Raw genomic sequence first — 15,694 nt, 5'->3', positions numbered from 1 at the left:
AGTGACAGCGACAGCGATTTACCGCCCGGCAAAATGCGAAAACGGTGTTCTCGATACCAGAACAATGCCATTCCCCGGGCGCGCTACGCTTGCCCTGCCATTGCCGTTCCTGCACGTTCGACGCGCGCGTCCCCTTACCAGGAGTTCTCCCGCATGCGACAGTCTGCCTCCCGATTGTTTCGAGATTCGTCATGAGCCTGCGCCTTGAAGACATACAGGCCTTCCTCAACGTGGTCGAGCTGGGCAGCATCAGCGCCGCCGCCGAACGCATGAGCCTGTCCAAGTCCGTGATCAGCAAACGCGTCAGCGACCTGGAGCGCCACCTCGGCGTGCGCCTGCTCTACCGCTCGACGCGCAACGTCGAGCCGACCGAGGCCGGCGGCTTCTTCTACAAGTCGGCCAAGGCCTCGCTGCAGGACCTGAACAACGCCGCGGAAAGCGTGGCCCTGCGCGAGAACGACCTGTGCGGGGAATTGCGGGTGATGGCGCCGATGAGCTTCGGCACGCTCTGGCTGGGGCCGCTGGTGATGGAATTCATGGCGCGCAACCCGCGCCTGGAAGTAGTCCTGCAACTGGACGACCGGATCGTCGACTTCGAGAAGGAAGGCTACGACCTGGCGATCCGCATCACCCGCCTGCAGGACAGCTCGCTGATCGCCCGCCAACTGGGCACCAGCCGCCGGGTAGTGTGTTGCAGCCCGGAATACCTGGAACGGCACGGCCCGCTGCAACGTATCGAAGACATCCTCTGCCATCCCTGCATCGGCTACAGCCACAACACCCCGTCGCAGCTATGGAGCTTCGAGCCGCGGGTGGCCGGCGAGCCGGCGCGGATGATCACCCCGCGCGGACGCTTCAACACCAACAACGGCCAGACCATGCGCGACGCCGCGGTGCGTGGCCTGGGCCTGGCGATGCTGCCGCTGTTCATCGCCGCCGAAGACCTGGCCGCCGGCCGTCTGGTCGAGGCCCTGCCCCAGGAGCGGCCGCTGGACGACCTGATCTACGCCATGTATTCGCGAGCGGCGACCCTCTCGCCGAAGGTGAAGCTGTTCGTCCAGTTTCTCCAGCAGGCCCTGGGCAGCCCGCCGTGGGGCGTGCGCTGAGCCTCGCTCAGCGCTTGCGGCAGACGCTCAGCCCGTCGCCGATCGGCAGCAGCGAGTAGTCCACCCGCGCGTCGTTCTTCAGCGCCAGGTTGAGCTGCTGGATGCCGCGGGTATCCGCACTCTTCGGCTGCGCTTCGAGCACCCGGCCGCTCCACAGCACGTTGTCGAAAAGCACCAGCCCACCCTGGCGCACCAGCGCCAGCGCGGCTTCCAGGTATTCGGGGTAGTTGGCCTTGTCGGCGTCGATGAAGGCCAGGTCGAATTGCCCGGCCAGGCCTTCGTCGAGCAACGCACGCAGGGTTTCCAGGGCGGGCCCGAGGCGCAGCTCGATGCGCTCCTCGACAGCGGCTTCGCGCCAGTAGCGGCGCGCGGTGAGATGGTAGTCGCCGGGCAGGTCGCAACAGGTAAGACGCCCCTGCTCGCCAAGGGCGGTAGCCATGCACAGGGCGCTGTAGCCGGTGAAGGTGCCGACCTCCAGCGCCCGCCGCGCACCGATCAGGGTCAGCAGCAAGGCGATGAACTGGCCCTGCTCGGGGGCGATCTGCCAGCGCGCGTTGGGCAGCTTCGCGGTTTCCTCGCGCAGGCGGGTCATCAGCGGGGTTTCCCGCAGCGAAACGTCCAGCAGGTAGCGGTAGAGGTTGTCGTCGAGGTTGAGGGTGCGGGTGGTCATCGGCCCTGACCTCCCCGCCTCAGGGCATCCGCGCCAAGGGCGACGGCGCGACCAGCACGCGCTTGGCGTCCAGGTACGCGCGTTGCCAGTAGCTGTTCTGCAGGCTGTCCAGGCGCACCGTGCCGCCGGTGCGCGGCGCATGCACGAAGCGACCCTCGCCGACGTAGATGCCGGCATGGCTCACGGTGCGTCCACCGGAGGTGGCGAAGAACACCAGGTCGCCGGTCTGCAGGGCCTGCACCGGCACGCTGGGCGCGCGCATGGAAATCATCTCGCGGGTCGAGCGCGGCAGCTTGATGCCGGTCATGTCGCGGTAGACGAAGTTGATCAGGCCGCTGCAATCGAAGCCCGAATCGGGCGTGTTGCCGCCCCAGCGGTAGGGCGTGCCGACCAGGCCGAGGGCACGGAACAGCACATCGTCGGCGGCGGGCGAGAAATTCGTCGCCGGACGGAATACGACCTGTTTGGCGGGCGCGGGGGGCGGCGCTTTGCTGGCGCAGGCGGTAAGCAGCGCAGCAAAGGCGAGGATCGAGAATCGGGCCAGTGCATGCATAGTGGAAGCCTTCCTGGTGAGGAATGCTTCCACTTTGCTACGACAAGGAGTTAAACGCAATACTTAAAGTAAAACTTTAAGTTTAGCGCTTGCTCGTCAGGGCGTCCTTGTAGCCGGGTTCGAGCACCCGCTTGGCTTCCATGTAGCTCAGGCTCCAGTAGCTGGAGTCCAGGCTGTCCACCCGCACCCCGCCGCCGCGACGGCTGGCGGAATGGATGAACTGGCCATCGCCGATGTAGATGCCGGCGTGGCTGACGCGGCCACGGCCACGGTTGTTGAAGAACAGCAGGTCGCCCGGCTGCAGCTCGTCCTTGGAGACCAGCGGCACGTCCATATCGATGAGTTCGCGGGTGGAGCGCGGCAGCTTGATGCCGGCCTCCTCGCGGAACAGGTAGCCGACGAAGCCGCTGCAATCGAAGCCTTTCGCCGTCGTACCGCCGAAACGGTACGGCGTACCGATCAGTTCGAAAGCGCGCTCGAGGATGCTGGACGCCAGCGCAGGCGTACCAGCCGATGAATTGTCCGCCCCTTCGTCCTCAACATCCTGCCAAGCGATCGCGTCGCGTTCGACGTCGATGCTGCTCTTGGCTGCGGTCGGCTCTTTGGCGACCTGCGGCTCCGGCGAATGGCTGGCGCAAGCGGCCAGCAGCAGAACGAAACTCATGGGCACGAGGGGTGCTAAGCGTTTAAGCATGGGCACGACCGTGTCTCATTAGTTTTACTAGCGGGCTAATTTGCCTTCTCGATCAATCCTATGCAAGTTTTTTATCGATAAATGTGACTTACCACCTGCGGCATGATGTCTAAGGCTCGTCCTGTCATTTTCACATCGACCCGCTCGCTGAGGTCGGTCACGCCAGGATTCACCTCCGCGGTGAAGCCTCCCGCCTGCCGCGTGCGCAGCACCGGTTCGACGATATAGGGGAAGCTCGCGGTGGTTCCCACCACCAGCACCGCATCGAAGCCTTTGCGCAATTCGCGGTACAGGGTATCGATCGCCTCTTCCGGCAACATTTCCTCGAACAGCACCACCGGCGGCCGCAGCACCCCACCGCAAGCGGCGCAGCGCGGCGGCAACTGGCCGTGCAGATGCTCCTCCAGGCCGCCGCTCTCGGCACCGCAGGACTGGCAGTAGAGCGGCGCCAGTTCGCCATGGATCTCGATCAGCCGCTCGGCCGGCGAGCCGGCCTGGCGATGGAAGCCGTCGATGTTCTGGGTCAGCACCCAGCATTCCGGCTTGCGCTTCTGCAACTCGGCGATGGCTTCGTGGCCGGCGTTGGGTCGGGCCGCCACGCAAGCCTTGCCGAGTTCCGCGAGGTACTTCCAGCACAGCGCCGGATCGCGCCGCAGCATCGGTCCGGAAAGTGCCGCCTCGATCGGCAGGCCCTCTTCCGTGCGACCGTTGTAGAGACCGCCGAGGCCGCGATAGGTGGGCATACCGGAGTCCGCGGAGAGGCCGGCGCCGGTGATGACCAGGATGCGTTCGGCGCGCCGCAGGGCCTGGGCGACGGTGGCGATCGGGCTGTGGCTGTCCATGGTTGGCTCCTGTCAGGCTGGCGGATCGAGGGAAGCCGGCAAGCCGAGCCGGCGCATGCGCCCGAGCAGGGTCGTGCGCGGAATCCGCAACCGGGCGGCGGCCCGGGAGAGATTGCCGCGCGCCTGGCGCAAGGCGTCTTCTATCAGGTTGCGCTCCTGTTGCGCCAGCGCCTCGCGCAGGCCTCCGACCGCCGCGCTGTTCATCGAGCGCGCGGCCTCGCCGCCCACGGCCTCGGCGCCGTCGTCGGCGAACGCCACCTCATCCAGCAGTGCGCCGCCCTCCCCGTGCAGCAACAGGCTGCGTCGGATCACGTTTTCCAGTTGCCGGACGTTGCCCGGCCAGTCGCAGGCCAGCAACTGCGCCAGCGCCCGTTCGCCAAGGGCGGTGACACGTGGGTTGAGGCTGCGCGCATCGCGACGGACGAACGCCCGTGCCAGCAGTTCCACATCGCCGGGGCGCTCGCGCAGCGGCGGGATGTACAGGCTGCCCACGTCCAGGCGGTAGTACAGGTCCTCGCGCAGGCGTCCCTCGGCGATCGCCTGGCGCGGCGGCTGGTTGCTCGCCGCGATCAGGCGTACGTCGGCCCGCTGCGGGCTCAGGCTGCCCAGAGGCAGGTAGCTGCCGTCCTGCAGGACCCGCAGCAGCTTGCTCTGCATGGCCATCGGCATGGAATTGATCTCGTCGAGGAACAAGCTGCCGCCCTGCGCCAGGGCGAACATGCCCTTGCGGTTCTCGGCGCCGGTGAAAGCGCCGCGGGTGGTGCCGAACAGGGTACTTTCCAGCAGCGTCTCGGGAATCGCCGCGCAGTTCAGGCTGATCATCGGACCGCTGCGTCGCGGGCTCAGGGCATGGGCGCGACGGGCGAACAGTTCCTTGCCGGTGCCGGTCTCGCCATGGATCAGCAGCGGCAGGTCGGTGGTCGCGAAGACGTCCAGGCGCTGCAACTGCCGCAGCAGGCTCGGCGCCACGCTCAGGATGTTCGGGCAATCCGCCGGGCCTGCGGCCTCTTCGGTCTCGGCGACGACTTCGCCGAGCTCCATCGCGCCGAGCAGGGAACCGTCGCGCCCGCGCAGCGGGATCGCCCGGTGGCGATACTGCAACAGCTCGCCGCCGGCCCCCACGTAGGCCTGCAGCGTATCGATCGACGGCCGCCCTTCGGCCAGGCAACGCAACAGCGTGCTTTGCTCGGCCGCCAGCCAGGGAGCGCTCTGCAACAGGTGCATGCCCAGCGCCCGCTGCGGGTCGAGACCATCGAGCAGGCCGCTGGCACGGTTGTAGTAGACGAAGCGACCGGAGGGGTCGACCACCGTGACCGGTTGCCGCAGGCCGTCGAAAATCGGCGCCAGGCAGTCCACCAACCAGGCCAGTTCACCGCTTCGCGTGGAAATCGTCGGCTCCTCGACAAGCGCCATGCTCTCCCCCTCGGTTTCCCGGATGTCGAAATCTCGTCAGTTGTCCCATCTTCGACGCAGCGCGACCGAGCATCCTTGGCGTGGATCAACCAAGTCCTCGGAAAACCAGGAAAATCCTCCGATTTATCAAGGATTTCCAAGGCAATTCCCGGGCGTTGGCTGGCGCGTGGCTTGCAACGACCTCGTCGTCCCCACACGAGGAAAATCGTCATGTTCAAGCACATCATCGCTCGCACGCCCGCCCGCAGCCTGGTCGACGGCCTGACCTCCAGCCACCTCGGCAAGCCGGACTACGCCAAGGCCCTGGAGCAGCACAACGCCTACATCCGCGCCTTGCAGACCTGCGACGTGGACATCACCCTGCTGCCGCCGGACGAACGCTTCCCCGACTCGGTGTTCGTCGAGGACCCGGTGCTCTGCACCTCGCGCTGCGCCATCATCACCCGCCCCGGCGCCGAATCGCGGCGCGGCGAGACCGAGATCATCGAGGAAACCGTGCAGCGCTTCTATCCGGGCAAGGTCGAGCGCATCGAGGCACCCGGCACGGTGGAAGCCGGCGACATCATGATGGTCGGCGACCACTTCTACATCGGCGAATCGGCCCGCACCAACGCCGAGGGCGCCCGGCAGATGATCGCGATCCTGGAGAAACATGGCCTCAGCGGCTCGGTGGTGCGCCTGGAAAAGGTCCTGCACCTGAAGACCGGGCTCGCCTACCTGGAACACAACAACCTGCTGGCCGCCGGCGAGTTCGTCAGCAAGCCGGAGTTCCAGGACTTCAACATCATCGAGATCCCCGAAGAGGAGTCCTACGCCGCCAACTGCATCTGGGTCAACGAAAGGGTGATCATGCCCGCCGGCTATCCCCGGACCCGCGAGAAGATCGCCCGCCTCGGCTACCGGGTGATCGAGGTGGACACCTCCGAATACCGCAAGATCGACGGCGGCGTCAGTTGCATGTCGCTGCGCTTCTGAATCATGCCGCGGCGGACCGACCCGCCGCCTCCCGCCGTCGCACCCCGGCGCAGGCTCCGCCTGCGCCTGGCGCGACATACCGGATGCAGTTTCGGAGGTGCCACATGGCCGATTCGGACAAGGGAAAACTGGGGCTGCCGGCGCTGACCGCGCTGGTGGTGGGCGGCATCATCGGCAGCGGCATCTTCAGCCTGCCGCAGAACATGGCCGAAGGCGCAGGCGCAGGCGCGATCCTGATCGCCTGGGCGATCACCTTCGTCGGCATGCTGACCCTGACGCGGATATTCCAGTGGCTGTCGACCACCCGCCCCGAACTGGACGACGGCGTCTACGGCTACGCCCGCGAAGGCTTCGGCGAATACCTGGGGTTCAATGCCGCCTGGGGCTACTGGATTTCCGCCTGGGTCGGCAACGCCGGCTACCTGGTGGTGCTGTTCAGCGCCCTCGGCTCATTCGGCGCGCTGGCCTTCTTCGGCGACGGAACCACCTGGCCGGCGCTGCTCGGCGAATTGACGGTGCTCTGGCTGATGCATGCCTTCGTCCTCCACGGCGTGCACAACGCGGCGATCACCAACGCTATCGTAACCCTCGCCAAGGTGGTGCCGATCGCCCTGTTCATCCTCTGCGTAGCCCTGGCCTTCCGCATCGAGACCTTTCACCTGGACTTCTGGGGCAGCCCGGCACTGGGCAGCGTCACCCGCCAGGTGGAAACCACCATGCTCTACACCGTCTGGGTATTCCTCGGCATCGAGAGCGCCACGGTCTATGCCAGCCACGCGCGGCACGCGGCCGATGTCAGCCGTGCAACCCTGCTCGGCTTCGTGGTCACCCTGCTGTTGCTGGTCTGCGTCTCGGTGCTGTCGCTGGGCGTGGTGCCGCAGCACGAACTGGCGCAGATGAAGAACCCCTCGATGGCCCAGGTGATGGCCGCGGCGGTGGGCCCCTGGGGCGCCACGCTGATCAACGTCGGGCTGATCGTTTCGGTCGGCGGCGCGCTGCTGGCCTGGACCATGCTCGCGGTGGAAATGCTCTACCTGGCCAGCCGTGGCCCAACGCACACCGCGCCGGCACTGTTCGGCCGCACCAATGCGGTGGAAACCCCAGCGCCGGCACTGTGGCTGACCAGCACGCTGATCTCTGCGCTGCTGCTGGTGGCCTTCCTCAACGCCTCGGGCTACAACGCGCTGATCCAGTTGGCCACCTCGATGGCGCTGATCCCCTACCTGCTCTGCGCCGGCTTCTGCCTGAAGCTGGTGGCGCGCCGCCCGCACTCGGGCGCGATGCTGGCGCTGGCGCTGTTGGGGACGCTCTACGGGGTTTGGCTGATCTACGCCGCCGGGCTGAAATACCTGCTGCTGTCGATGATCCTCTACGCGCCGGGCCTCGGCTTCTTCCTGCATGCCCGTCGCCAGCGCGGCCTGCCGGCGTTCGGCAATCGCGCCGAAGGCAGCGTCGCGGCGCTGGTGCTGGTCCTCGCGCTGGCGGCGCTGTGGATGATCGGCAGCGGTCGGCTGAGCCTCTAGCTCAGTGATTGACCGTATGCGCCAGCATCACCGACAGCTGGCACAGCGGCCGACCGCTCTCCTCGCGCCACTGGTTGAAGGCTCCCTGGACGGCCGCCAGGTCCTTGAGGCTGGTGGGCGGTTTGTCGATGATCTCCTGGGCCTTCAGCGCGGCGACCATGTCGTCGCTGGGAATGAAGGTGTCCTTGCCGGCCATCCGCAGGAAACGCGGCGCCGACAAGCCGCCGAGCTGGTTGCCGCGCTTGCTCAGCAGCTTCCACAGGCCGACGATGTCGGTTTCCGGCCAATCCGCGAGGAAGTTGCCGAAGCTGCCATGCTCGCGGGCCAGGTCGAGCACCATCTGCGCATTGCGCGGCACGCTCTTGAGCTTGCCCAGGTGGCGGATCAGGCGGGCGTCCTGCATCAGCCGCTCGAGATGCTCGGCGCTCATGAGCACGACCTTCTGCGGATCGAAGCCGAAGAACACTTCCTCGAAGGCCGGCCACTTGGCGTCCACCAGGCTGTGCTTGAGGCCGGCGCGGAAGATCCGCAGGCTGATCAGCGACAGGTAGCGGTCGTCACCCACCGTGCGCAGCTCGGCGGCGCTCTTCGGCTGCGGCAGGCGCGCTTCCAGCGCCTCCCTGGAGCCGAAGCGGTTCAGGCAGTATTCGTACATCCAGGCGTAGTCGCGCATCGGGAATCCTTGCAGACCGTAGGGAAGAACTGACCGGCGGCGCGGCTCAGAGGTTCATCACGTCGAGGAAGCGCGGCGCGGCGTTCTCGTCGATGCGCAGGTTGGCGAAGTCGAACAGGTTGCGGTCGGCCAGTTGCGACGGCACCACGTTCTGCAGGGCGCGGAACATGATCTCGGTACGCCCCGGCGATTTGCGTTCCCATTCCAGCAGCATTTCCTTGACCACCTGGCGCTGCAGGTTCTCCTGCGAACCGCAGAGGTTGCAGGGGATGATCGGGAACTCCTTGAGCTGGGAATAGGCCTCGATGTCCTTCTCGCTGCAATAGGCCAGCGGCCGGATCACCACGTTGCGCCCGTCGTCGGCCAGCAGCTTCGGCGGCATGGCCTTCAGGGTGCCGCCGTAGAACATGTTGAGGAAGAAGGTCTCGAGGATGTCGTCGCGATGGTGACCGAGAGCCATCTTGGTCGCGCCGATCTCGTCGGCGAAGGTGTACAGCGTGCCGCGGCGCAGGCGCGAGCACAGCGAGCAGGTGGTCTTGCCTTCCGGGATCTTCTCCTTGACCACCGAGTAGGTGTCCTTCTCGACGATGTGGTACTCCACGCCGATCGACTTCAGGTACTCCGGCAGGACGTGCTCGGGAAAACCGGGCTGCTTCTGGTCCATGTTCACCGCGACGATCTCGAAGCGGATCGGCGCGACCTTCTGCAGGTAGAGCAGGATGTCGAGCATGGTGTAGCTGTCCTTGCCGCCGGACAGGCAGACCATGACCTTGTCGCCATCCTCGATCATGTTGAAGTCGGTGATGGCCTCGCCGGCCAGGCGGCGCAGGCGCTTCTGCAGTTTGTTCTGATTGACCGAAAGGGTGCCCATGGTGCTCTGGAATCCGGGTGTTCGAGGAGAAAAGCTGGCTATTTTACGCACAAAGCGACGCCGACCCCAGCCCCTCCCGACGCCCGATGCTAGTCTTGCCCCATGACTCCCGACCTCGACCACCGCCTCGACCTCGCCGAGCAGATCCACTGCCTGCTGCGCGAGCATCCCGAGGGGCTTTCCGAATACCAGTTGATCCAGCTGCTGAAGGCCCGCCATTCGACGCATATCCCCCATCGCGAACTGGCCGACAAGCTGGTGCTGTTCCGCACCCATTTCCTCCTGTTCAACGCGCTCTACCACCTGCGCGACCACCTCTGGGCCGAGCGCGAGGCGCACCTGGAGATCAGCCCGCTGAACCTGTGCCTGCGCCCTTACGTGGCCGGCACGCAGGCACTGGGACAGGGCGATCCGCTGCGCGACTACTACCTCGACCTGCGCCACCTGGGCCAGACCAGCGAGGCCGACGTCGAGCGGCTGTTGCAGAGTTTCTGGACGCGCATGCAGGGCAGCGAGGAGAAGGCCGCCGCCCTTGCCCTGTTCGAGCTGGAGGGCGCGGTCGACTATCCCGCCATCAAGCTGCGCTACCGGCAACTGGTCAGCCAGCACCATCCCGACCGCGGCGGCAGCACCGCGCGCCTGCAATCGATCAACAAGGCGATGGAAATACTGCAACGCTATTACAGCCGGCCGTGAAGCTTCGATTTGCTCTAACCCCGCGAGCGACGCGGGGTCGGGCCGTTCCTATACTGCGACATAAGGTCGCATAGGTCGGCCGAGCACCGGGTGGCGCTGTCCATGCGCGCCCGGCGCTTCGCTGGGGGGCGACCACATAAGAACGAGGAGGAAACGGCATGATCCATCATGTATGGGGGCTCTTCACCCATCCCGATCAGGAATGGCAGGAAATCCGTGGCGAAGAAGAAAGCATCAGCCACATGTACCTGACCCACATCCTGATCCTGGCTGCCATTCCGGCGATTTCCGCCTATATCGGCACGACCCAGGTCGGCTGGGTGGTCGGCGGCGGCGATCCGGTCAAGCTGACCCAGGCCAGCGCGTTGCAGATGACGGTCCTCACCTACCTGGCGATGCTCGCCGGGGTGGCGGTGATGGGCGCGTTCATCCACTGGATGGCGCGGACCTACGACGCCAACCCGAGCCTGACCCAGTGCATCGTGTTCGCCGCCTACAACGCCACGCCGCTGTTCATCGCCGGGCTGGCGGCGCTGTATCCGCACCTCTGGCTGGGAATGATCGTCGGGGTGGCGGCGATCAGCTACACGGTCTACCTGCTCTACGTGGGGATTCCCACCTTCATGAACATCCACAAGGACGAAGGCTTCCTGTTCTCCAGCTCGGTGCTGGCGGTGGGCCTGGTGGTGCTGGTGGCGATGATCGCCCTGTCGGTGATCCTCTGGGGCAGCGGGGTCGGTCCGGAATACACCAGCTGACGTCCAGCGAACGCATCGTACGACCGGGCCGCGGGCAACCGCCGCCCGGTTTTTTCTTGCCCGCCGCCGCGCTTGCCTGATCCTGCACCCCGGACGAGCGGTCGTCCCGACGCCTGCGCCCGCCCTCCTGTCTCCGGCATAATCGCCCGCTGCTGGAGTCTTCCCGAATGCCCGAACACCTCAACGCCCGCGTCGAGGCCTGCTATCGGCAGGCTGAACACTTCTTCCAACGCAGCTTCCCCCGCCCGACCGTCAGCTTCCGCCTGCGCGGCCAGAAAGCCGGGGTCGCCCATCTCGACGAGAACCTGCTGCGCTTCAATCCCCAGCTGTACCGCGAGAACCGCGAGCACTTCCTGGAACAGACCGTGGCCCACGAAGTCGCGCACCTGATCGCGCACCAGTTGTTCGGCCCGCGCATCCGCCCCCACGGCGAGGAGTGGCAGTTGATCATGCGCGGCATCTACGGCCTGCCGCCGGACCGCTGCCACACCTACGCGGTCAAGCGCCGCGCCACCACCCGCTACCTGTACCGCTGCCATTGCCCGGAGCACAACGACTTCCCGTTCTCCCCGCAACGCCACACCCTGGTGGCCAAGGGGCGCCGCTACTACTGCCGGCGCTGCAAGGCGACCCTGGTGTTCACCGGCGAAGTGCTCCGCGAGTGATTCAGGCGATGGCCCCGGCCGCCTTCAGCTCGGCGATCCGCTCGGCGGAGTAGCCCAGGCCTTCGAGCACCGCCACGGTGTCGGCACCGAGCGCCGCGCCGATGTGGCGAGGCGCCGGCAGACCGGCGGAAAACTTGATCGGACAGGCCATCTGCGCCTGGCTGCCGCCGTCCGCCAGCGGCACCCGGGCGACCAGCCCGCGCGCCTGCAACTGCGGGTGTTCCAGCGCCTCGGAGAGCGGCAGCAGCGGCTCCACGCAGGCATCCAGGGCGGCGAACACCGCCTGCCATTCGGCGAAGTCGCGTTTCTCGAACTCCATCTCGATCTCGCGCTTCAGCGCCCGCTGCTCTTCCGGCTTCGGCGACAGGCCGCGGGCGGCCAGTTCCGGGCGGCCGATGGCGGCGCAGAATTGCTGCATGAACTGCGGTTCCAGGCTGCCCACCGAGAACCAGCGGCCATCGCGGGTGCGGTAGTAGTCGTAGAAGCTGCCGCCGTTCAGCGCCAGCGCCTCCATCTCCGGCTCGACCCCGGCCGCGAGATAGCCGGCGCCGGCCATGCCGTTCAGGCTGAAGGCGCAGTCGGTCATGCTGATGTCGACGAACTGCCCCTCGCCGGTCTGCTGCCGGTGGATGACCGCCGCCAGCAGGCCCATCACGCCATGCAGCGAACCGCCGGCGAGGTCCGCCAGTTGTACCCCCAGCGGCAACGGGCCACGTTCGCGGCGCCCGGTGTAGCTGGCGACGCCGGCCAACGCCAGGTAGTTGATGTCATGCCCGGCGCGCTCGCGGTACGGCCCGGTCTGGCCGTAGCCGGTGATGGCCACGTAGATCAGCCGCGGGTTCGCCGCCTTCAGCGCCTCGTAGCCGACGCCGAGCTTGTCCATCACCCCCGGACGGAACTGTTCGAGGACGATGTCGTATTCGCGTACCAGCTCCAGCACCACCTCGCGTGCGCCCTGCCGCTTCAGGTCGAGGCCGATGGAACGCTTGTTGCGGTTCAGGTAGGCATGACTGGCCGAGGTGCCGTCGACGTGCGGCGGCAGCACCCGCACCAGGTCCATGCGCCCGGGCGACTCCACGCGCAGCACGTCGGCCCCCATGTCGGCCAGCAGCAGCGAGGCGAACGGCCCCGGCAGCAGGGTCGAGAAATCCAGCACTTTCAACGATGACAACGGGCCTTTCATGCTCCCTCCTCTGGGTCGCCGGGCATTGGTCGGGATCGCCTGCCGAGCAGCCTATCCACCCGCCGCGCGGCGCGACATGGCCGTGGCGTCAGAGCTTCATGCCGCGGCTGATGATCTCTTTCATGATCTCCGAGGTACCGGCGAAGATCCGCTGGATGCGGGCGTTGGCGTACATCCTGCAGATCGGATACTCCCACATGTAGCCCCAGCCGCCATGCAGTTGCACGCCTTCGTCGACCACCTTGCCCAGCAGCTCGGTGGTGAACAGCTTGGCTTCGGCGGCGACCTCGGGGGACAGCTTCTTCTGGTTGTGGTCCATCACGCAGCGGTCGGTGAAGACCTGCGCCACGTCGATCTGGGTACGCATTTCGGCGAGCTTGAAGCGGGTGTTCTGGAAGTGCGCCACCGGCCGGCCGAAGGCCTGGCGCTCCTTCACGTAGTCGATGGTCGCCTGCAACGCCGCCTCGGCCCCGGCCACCGCGCCGCAGGCGTTGGTCAGGCGCTCCTGGGCGAGCATGTTCATCAGGTAGAAGAAGCCGCCCTTGGCGTCGCCCAGCAGGTTTTCCTTCGGCACCCGCACATTGTTGAAGAACAGCTCGGCGGTGTCCTGGCTCTTCATGCCGAGCTTCTTCAGGTTGCGCCCGCGCTCGAAGCCTTGCATGCCGCGCTCCACCAGGAACAGGCCCATGGCGTGCTTGTTCGCCGGATCGGTCTTCGCCGCGACGATCACCAGGTCGGCCAGCAGGCCGTTGGAGATGAACACCTTGGAGCCGTTGAGCAGCCAGTGGTCGCCCTTGTCCACCGCGGTGCTGCGCATGCCGGCCAGGTCGGAGCCGGCGGACGGCTCGGTCATGGCCACGGCGAGGATGGTCTCGCCACGGACGATCCCCGGCAACAGGCGGGCCTTCTGCTCGGCGCTACCGTATTCGGCGATGTACGGCCCGCACAACGCCGAGTGCAGCGGGATCATGAAGCCCGGTTCGTTGATCCGCGCCAGCTCCTCGCACATGATCTGCTCGTAGCGGAAGTCCTTGAGCCCGGCGCCACCGTACTCCTCGTCCGCCCAGGGCAGCAGGAAGCCCATCTCCCCCGCCTTCCTCCAGACAGCGCGGTCGACCACCCCGGCCTCTTCCCAGGCGTCCTGGTGCGGCACCACCTCTTTGTCGAGAAAGGCGCGGAAGGCATCGCGGAACAGGTTGTGTTCGGTCTCGAAGATCTGCCGTTGCATGTACGGGGACTCCCTGCGGTCAGTGGTTCCGCAGGGTAGGCGGCGCCGGCCGGCGCCCTCAATGACGCGAGCGCTCAGGCTCGGTTGACCGAATCGGTCAGCTACCAGTCCATGCTCGCCGGCTGCACGCCCGGGTGGGACGGGAACAGCGGCAGCACCTCCTCGGCCAGTTCCTGGATGACTTCCGCTGCCGGCCTGGCGGAGAACTGGATGCCCAGGGCGGCATGGTTGACGCCCGCCGCACGCCATTCGCCGAGCAGCTCGATCAGGCCGTTGCGCCCGGTGCGCAGGACGTAGCCGCCGTGCAACGGCGTACGCGGATACGCCGGGTCGTCCACCAGGTCCAGCCATTCGTTGGTCATGTGCGGGCGGAACCCGCCGTCCGCGATGGACATCCTCCAGGTGCGGATCTTCCCGGCCAGGCGACGTGGTCCGGACGCATCGACAGTCGACTCCGGATAGGTCAGCCAGCCATCCGCCTGGCGTGCCAGCCAGTCCGCCGGCTGCCGCGCGGAGCCGGTGACGACCAGCGGGATGGCGCCGGCCGGCGGACGCGGCAACAGTTCGGCGTCGTCCAGCGTACCGAGCGGCGAGGCGACGTGCCGGCAGCCGTGCAGCAGTTGGCGCAGGTAGTCCAGGCCCTGGGCGAACCGCTCGCCGCGCTGCGCATGCTCCAACCCGTAGGCGGGGAACTCCACCGGCCGGTCGCCGGAGGCGAGGCCCAGCACCAGGCGTCCGCCGGACAACCGGTCGACGCTCGCCGCGGCCTTGGCCAGGTCGACCGGTTGGCGCAGGGAAAGCACCGCGCTGCCGGTGGCCAGGGCGATACGGCGGGTCCGCGCGGCCAGATAGCCAAGGTAGGTGAACGGATCGAACACTTGTCCGGCATCGCCGAAGCGTGGGTCGAACAACGGTACGTCGCGTACCCAGACGGCGGCGAATCCCAGTCGATCGATGTCTTCGACCAGCCGCGCCTGGCCCAGCAGCACCCGCATGTCGCCCTGGTAGAAACGCAACGGCAGGAACAGGCCCAGGGTCAGCGCGTCTGCGGCGAACATGCGCCGATAGCCAGGGTGCCCGACGAAGGCCGGCGCCGAGGCGCCTTGCAGCAGGGCGCTCATGGACCCACCGCCGGTTCCGGCAGGACGATCCCGCGCTGCACCGCAGGCCGCAGGGCCATGCGCCGGTGCCAGTCGTCCAGGTGGCGATAATGGCTGAAGTCGAAGTCGACGATCCGCGCCGTATGGGTCCAGCCGAAGGTGGCGATATCGGCGATGGAGTATTGCTCACCGGCCAGCCAGGGCCGTCCGGCCAGGCGCTGGTCGAGGGTGGCGAAAACCTCCTCGGAGAGCCGCCGATAGCGTTCGATGGCCGGCGGGTACCGCTCTTCGGCGAAGATCTCGAAATGCACGCGCTGGCCGAGGATGGGGCCCATGCTGGAAGCATGGAAAGTCAGCCAGGTCAGGGCCTCCCAGCGTTCCCGGGGGGCGTCGGGAAGCAACCGCCCGCTGGTCTCCGCCAGGTACTGCAGGATCGCCGCCGACTCGAACAGGGTGATGCCGGCGGCCCGGTCTACCAGCACCGGTATCCGGCCATGTGGATTCAGGCGCAGGAATTCCGGGCGGCGTTGCTCGCCATGGTCGATGCGAACGTGGTGCAGTGCGTAGGGCAGCCCCAGTTCCTCGAGGGCGATGGTGATCTTGAATCCGTTGGGTGAACTGTCGCTGTAGAGCTGGAGGGAAGGCATGGCAAGTATCCTTGCAGCGCTGGACTATCCGGCGCCTGGGCGATGGGGGCGGCGCCGACCGGGGAAACCGCCTCGGCCGCTTCCCGCACACCGAAGA

General features: G+C 66.8%; 17 protein-coding genes. 6 read left to right on the top strand and 11 right to left on the bottom strand.

Annotated elements, in window-relative coordinates; all coding sequences use genetic code 11:
* Window positions 1-191 precede the first annotated feature (191 nt).
* Complete coding sequence (locus LT948_RS02790; RefSeq protein WP_003082475.1) at window positions 192-1,106, top strand: LysR family transcriptional regulator; 915 nt, start codon at window positions 192-194, stop codon at window positions 1,104-1,106.
* 7 nt (window positions 1,107-1,113) lie between these two features.
* On the opposite strand, the gene LT948_RS02785 is transcribed toward LT948_RS02790, so the two are convergent.
* From LT948_RS02785 to ddaR, 5 genes are all read right to left on the bottom strand, one after another.
* Window positions 1,114-1,776 carry an O-methyltransferase gene (locus LT948_RS02785; protein WP_003086626.1) on the bottom strand — a complete coding sequence of 221 codons (663 nt, stop codon included), beginning with the start codon at window positions 1,774-1,776 and terminating at the stop codon, window positions 1,114-1,116.
* Between the two features lie 19 nt (window positions 1,777-1,795).
* Complete coding sequence (locus LT948_RS02780; protein ID WP_003086623.1) at window positions 1,796-2,329, bottom strand: C40 family peptidase; 534 nt, start codon at window positions 2,327-2,329, stop codon at window positions 1,796-1,798.
* 82 nt (window positions 2,330-2,411) lie between these two features.
* Window positions 2,412-3,029, bottom strand: coding sequence for a C40 family peptidase (locus LT948_RS02775; protein ID WP_003082470.1), 618 nt, complete (start codon window positions 3,027-3,029; stop codon window positions 2,412-2,414).
* 65 nt (window positions 3,030-3,094) lie between these two features.
* Entirely contained in the window at window positions 3,095-3,865 is a 771-nt protein-coding gene (locus LT948_RS02770) for an NAD-dependent deacylase (RefSeq protein ID WP_023092099.1), read from the bottom strand.
* Window positions 3,866-3,877: 12 nt separating this feature from the next.
* Window positions 3,878-5,278 (bottom strand): transcriptional regulator DdaR, encoded by a 1,401-nt coding sequence (gene ddaR, locus LT948_RS02765; protein ID WP_073657019.1) that lies wholly within the window; start codon window positions 5,276-5,278, stop codon window positions 3,878-3,880.
* Window positions 5,279-5,488: 210 nt separating this feature from the next.
* On the opposite strand from ddaR, the gene ddaH reads away from it, so the two are divergent.
* Together ddaH and LT948_RS02755 are read left to right on the top strand one after the other, a co-directional pair.
* Window positions 5,489-6,253 carry a dimethylargininase gene (ddaH, locus tag LT948_RS02760; RefSeq protein WP_003086612.1) on the top strand — a complete coding sequence of 255 codons (765 nt, stop codon included), beginning with the start codon at window positions 5,489-5,491 and terminating at the stop codon, window positions 6,251-6,253.
* 104 nt (window positions 6,254-6,357) lie between these two features.
* Window positions 6,358-7,776, top strand: coding sequence for a basic amino acid/polyamine antiporter (locus LT948_RS02755; RefSeq protein ID WP_003082465.1), 1,419 nt, complete (start codon window positions 6,358-6,360; stop codon window positions 7,774-7,776).
* A gap of 1 nt (window position 7,777) precedes the next feature.
* Here the strand turns inward: LT948_RS02755 and LT948_RS02750 are convergent, their stop codons facing one another.
* Entirely contained in the window at window positions 7,778-8,449 is a 672-nt protein-coding gene (locus tag LT948_RS02750; RefSeq protein WP_009315487.1) for a DNA-3-methyladenine glycosylase I, read from the bottom strand.
* A 46-nt stretch (window positions 8,450-8,495) separates the two neighbouring features.
* Window positions 8,496-9,320: a tRNA 2-thiocytidine(32) synthetase TtcA gene (gene ttcA, locus LT948_RS02745; RefSeq protein ID WP_009315486.1), complete on the bottom strand. Its 825-nt coding sequence runs from the start codon at window positions 9,318-9,320 to the stop codon at window positions 8,496-8,498.
* A gap of 102 nt (window positions 9,321-9,422) precedes the next feature.
* On the opposite strand from ttcA, the gene LT948_RS02740 reads away from it, so the two are divergent.
* The 3 genes from LT948_RS02740 (at window position 9,423) to LT948_RS02730 (ending at window position 11,439) form a co-directional block, all read left to right on the top strand.
* Entirely contained in the window at window positions 9,423-10,016 is a 594-nt protein-coding gene (locus LT948_RS02740) for a DNA-J related domain-containing protein (RefSeq protein WP_023436280.1), read from the top strand.
* Between the two features lie 158 nt (window positions 10,017-10,174).
* On the top strand, window positions 10,175-10,774 hold the full coding sequence (locus LT948_RS02735; protein ID WP_003082455.1) for a Yip1 family protein: 600 nt from the start codon (window positions 10,175-10,177) through the stop codon (window positions 10,772-10,774).
* Window positions 10,775-10,941: 167 nt separating this feature from the next.
* Window positions 10,942-11,439 (top strand): SprT family zinc-dependent metalloprotease, encoded by a 498-nt coding sequence (locus LT948_RS02730; protein WP_003082453.1) that lies wholly within the window; start codon window positions 10,942-10,944, stop codon window positions 11,437-11,439.
* 1 nt (window position 11,440) lies between these two features.
* Here the strand turns inward: LT948_RS02730 and LT948_RS02725 are convergent, their stop codons facing one another.
* The 4 genes from LT948_RS02725 to LT948_RS02710 form a co-directional block, all read right to left on the bottom strand.
* Window positions 11,441-12,622, bottom strand: a complete 1,182-nt coding sequence (locus LT948_RS02725) for a CaiB/BaiF CoA transferase family protein (RefSeq protein ID WP_003082450.1) — start codon at window positions 12,620-12,622, stop codon at window positions 11,441-11,443.
* Window positions 12,623-12,710: 88 nt separating this feature from the next.
* Window positions 12,711-13,850, bottom strand: coding sequence for an acyl-CoA dehydrogenase family protein (locus LT948_RS02720; RefSeq protein ID WP_003082447.1), 1,140 nt, complete (start codon window positions 13,848-13,850; stop codon window positions 12,711-12,713).
* Window positions 13,851-13,951: 101 nt separating this feature from the next.
* Window positions 13,952-14,971, bottom strand: a complete 1,020-nt coding sequence (locus tag LT948_RS02715; protein WP_209364654.1) for an LLM class oxidoreductase — start codon at window positions 14,969-14,971, stop codon at window positions 13,952-13,954.
* Window positions 14,968-15,597, bottom strand: coding sequence for a glutathione S-transferase family protein (locus LT948_RS02710; protein WP_003140525.1), 630 nt, complete (start codon window positions 15,595-15,597; stop codon window positions 14,968-14,970). The genes LT948_RS02715 and LT948_RS02710 overlap by 4 nt, the downstream gene beginning before the upstream one ends.
* Window positions 15,598-15,694: the final 97 nt, after the last annotated feature.

The sequence above is a fragment of the Pseudomonas sp. CP-1 genome (genome assembly GCF_021213715.1).
GTDB classification, from domain to species: domain Bacteria; phylum Pseudomonadota; class Gammaproteobacteria; order Pseudomonadales; family Pseudomonadaceae; genus Pseudomonas; species Pseudomonas aeruginosa.
The sequence above is the reverse complement of the archived record's forward strand: the minus strand, read 5'-3'. Positions and strand labels throughout refer to the sequence as shown.

What these genes read in the sequence shown, in the direction of transcription:
- LT948_RS02790 (WP_003082475.1), top strand. Translation starts at nt 192, where the DNA reads ATGAGCCTGCGCCTTGAAGACATACAGGCCTTCCTCAACGTGGTCGAG.
- LT948_RS02785 (WP_003086626.1), bottom strand. Translation starts at nt 1,776, where the DNA reads ATGACCACCCGCACCCTCAACCTCGACGACAACCTCTACCGCTACCTG.
- LT948_RS02780 (WP_003086623.1), bottom strand. Translation starts at nt 2,329, where the DNA reads ATGCATGCACTGGCCCGATTCTCGATCCTCGCCTTTGCTGCGCTGCTT.
- LT948_RS02770 (WP_023092099.1), bottom strand. Translation starts at nt 3,865, where the DNA reads ATGGACAGCCACAGCCCGATCGCCACCGTCGCCCAGGCCCTGCGGCGC.
- ddaR (WP_073657019.1), bottom strand. Translation starts at nt 5,278, where the DNA reads ATGGCGCTTGTCGAGGAGCCGACGATTTCCACGCGAAGCGGTGAACTG.
- ddaH (WP_003086612.1), top strand. Translation starts at nt 5,489, where the DNA reads ATGTTCAAGCACATCATCGCTCGCACGCCCGCCCGCAGCCTGGTCGAC.
- LT948_RS02755 (WP_003082465.1), top strand. Translation starts at nt 6,358, where the DNA reads ATGGCCGATTCGGACAAGGGAAAACTGGGGCTGCCGGCGCTGACCGCG.
- LT948_RS02750 (WP_009315487.1), bottom strand. Translation starts at nt 8,449, where the DNA reads ATGCGCGACTACGCCTGGATGTACGAATACTGCCTGAACCGCTTCGGC.
- ttcA (WP_009315486.1), bottom strand. Translation starts at nt 9,320, where the DNA reads ATGGGCACCCTTTCGGTCAATCAGAACAAACTGCAGAAGCGCCTGCGC.
- LT948_RS02740 (WP_023436280.1), top strand. Translation starts at nt 9,423, where the DNA reads ATGACTCCCGACCTCGACCACCGCCTCGACCTCGCCGAGCAGATCCAC.
- LT948_RS02735 (WP_003082455.1), top strand. Translation starts at nt 10,175, where the DNA reads ATGATCCATCATGTATGGGGGCTCTTCACCCATCCCGATCAGGAATGG.
- LT948_RS02730 (WP_003082453.1), top strand. Translation starts at nt 10,942, where the DNA reads ATGCCCGAACACCTCAACGCCCGCGTCGAGGCCTGCTATCGGCAGGCT.
- LT948_RS02725 (WP_003082450.1), bottom strand. Translation starts at nt 12,622, where the DNA reads ATGAAAGGCCCGTTGTCATCGTTGAAAGTGCTGGATTTCTCGACCCTG.
- LT948_RS02720 (WP_003082447.1), bottom strand. Translation starts at nt 13,850, where the DNA reads ATGCAACGGCAGATCTTCGAGACCGAACACAACCTGTTCCGCGATGCC.
- LT948_RS02715 (WP_209364654.1), bottom strand. Translation starts at nt 14,971, where the DNA reads ATGAGCGCCCTGCTGCAAGGCGCCTCGGCGCCGGCCTTCGTCGGGCAC.
- LT948_RS02710 (WP_003140525.1), bottom strand. Translation starts at nt 15,597, where the DNA reads ATGCCTTCCCTCCAGCTCTACAGCGACAGTTCACCCAACGGATTCAAG.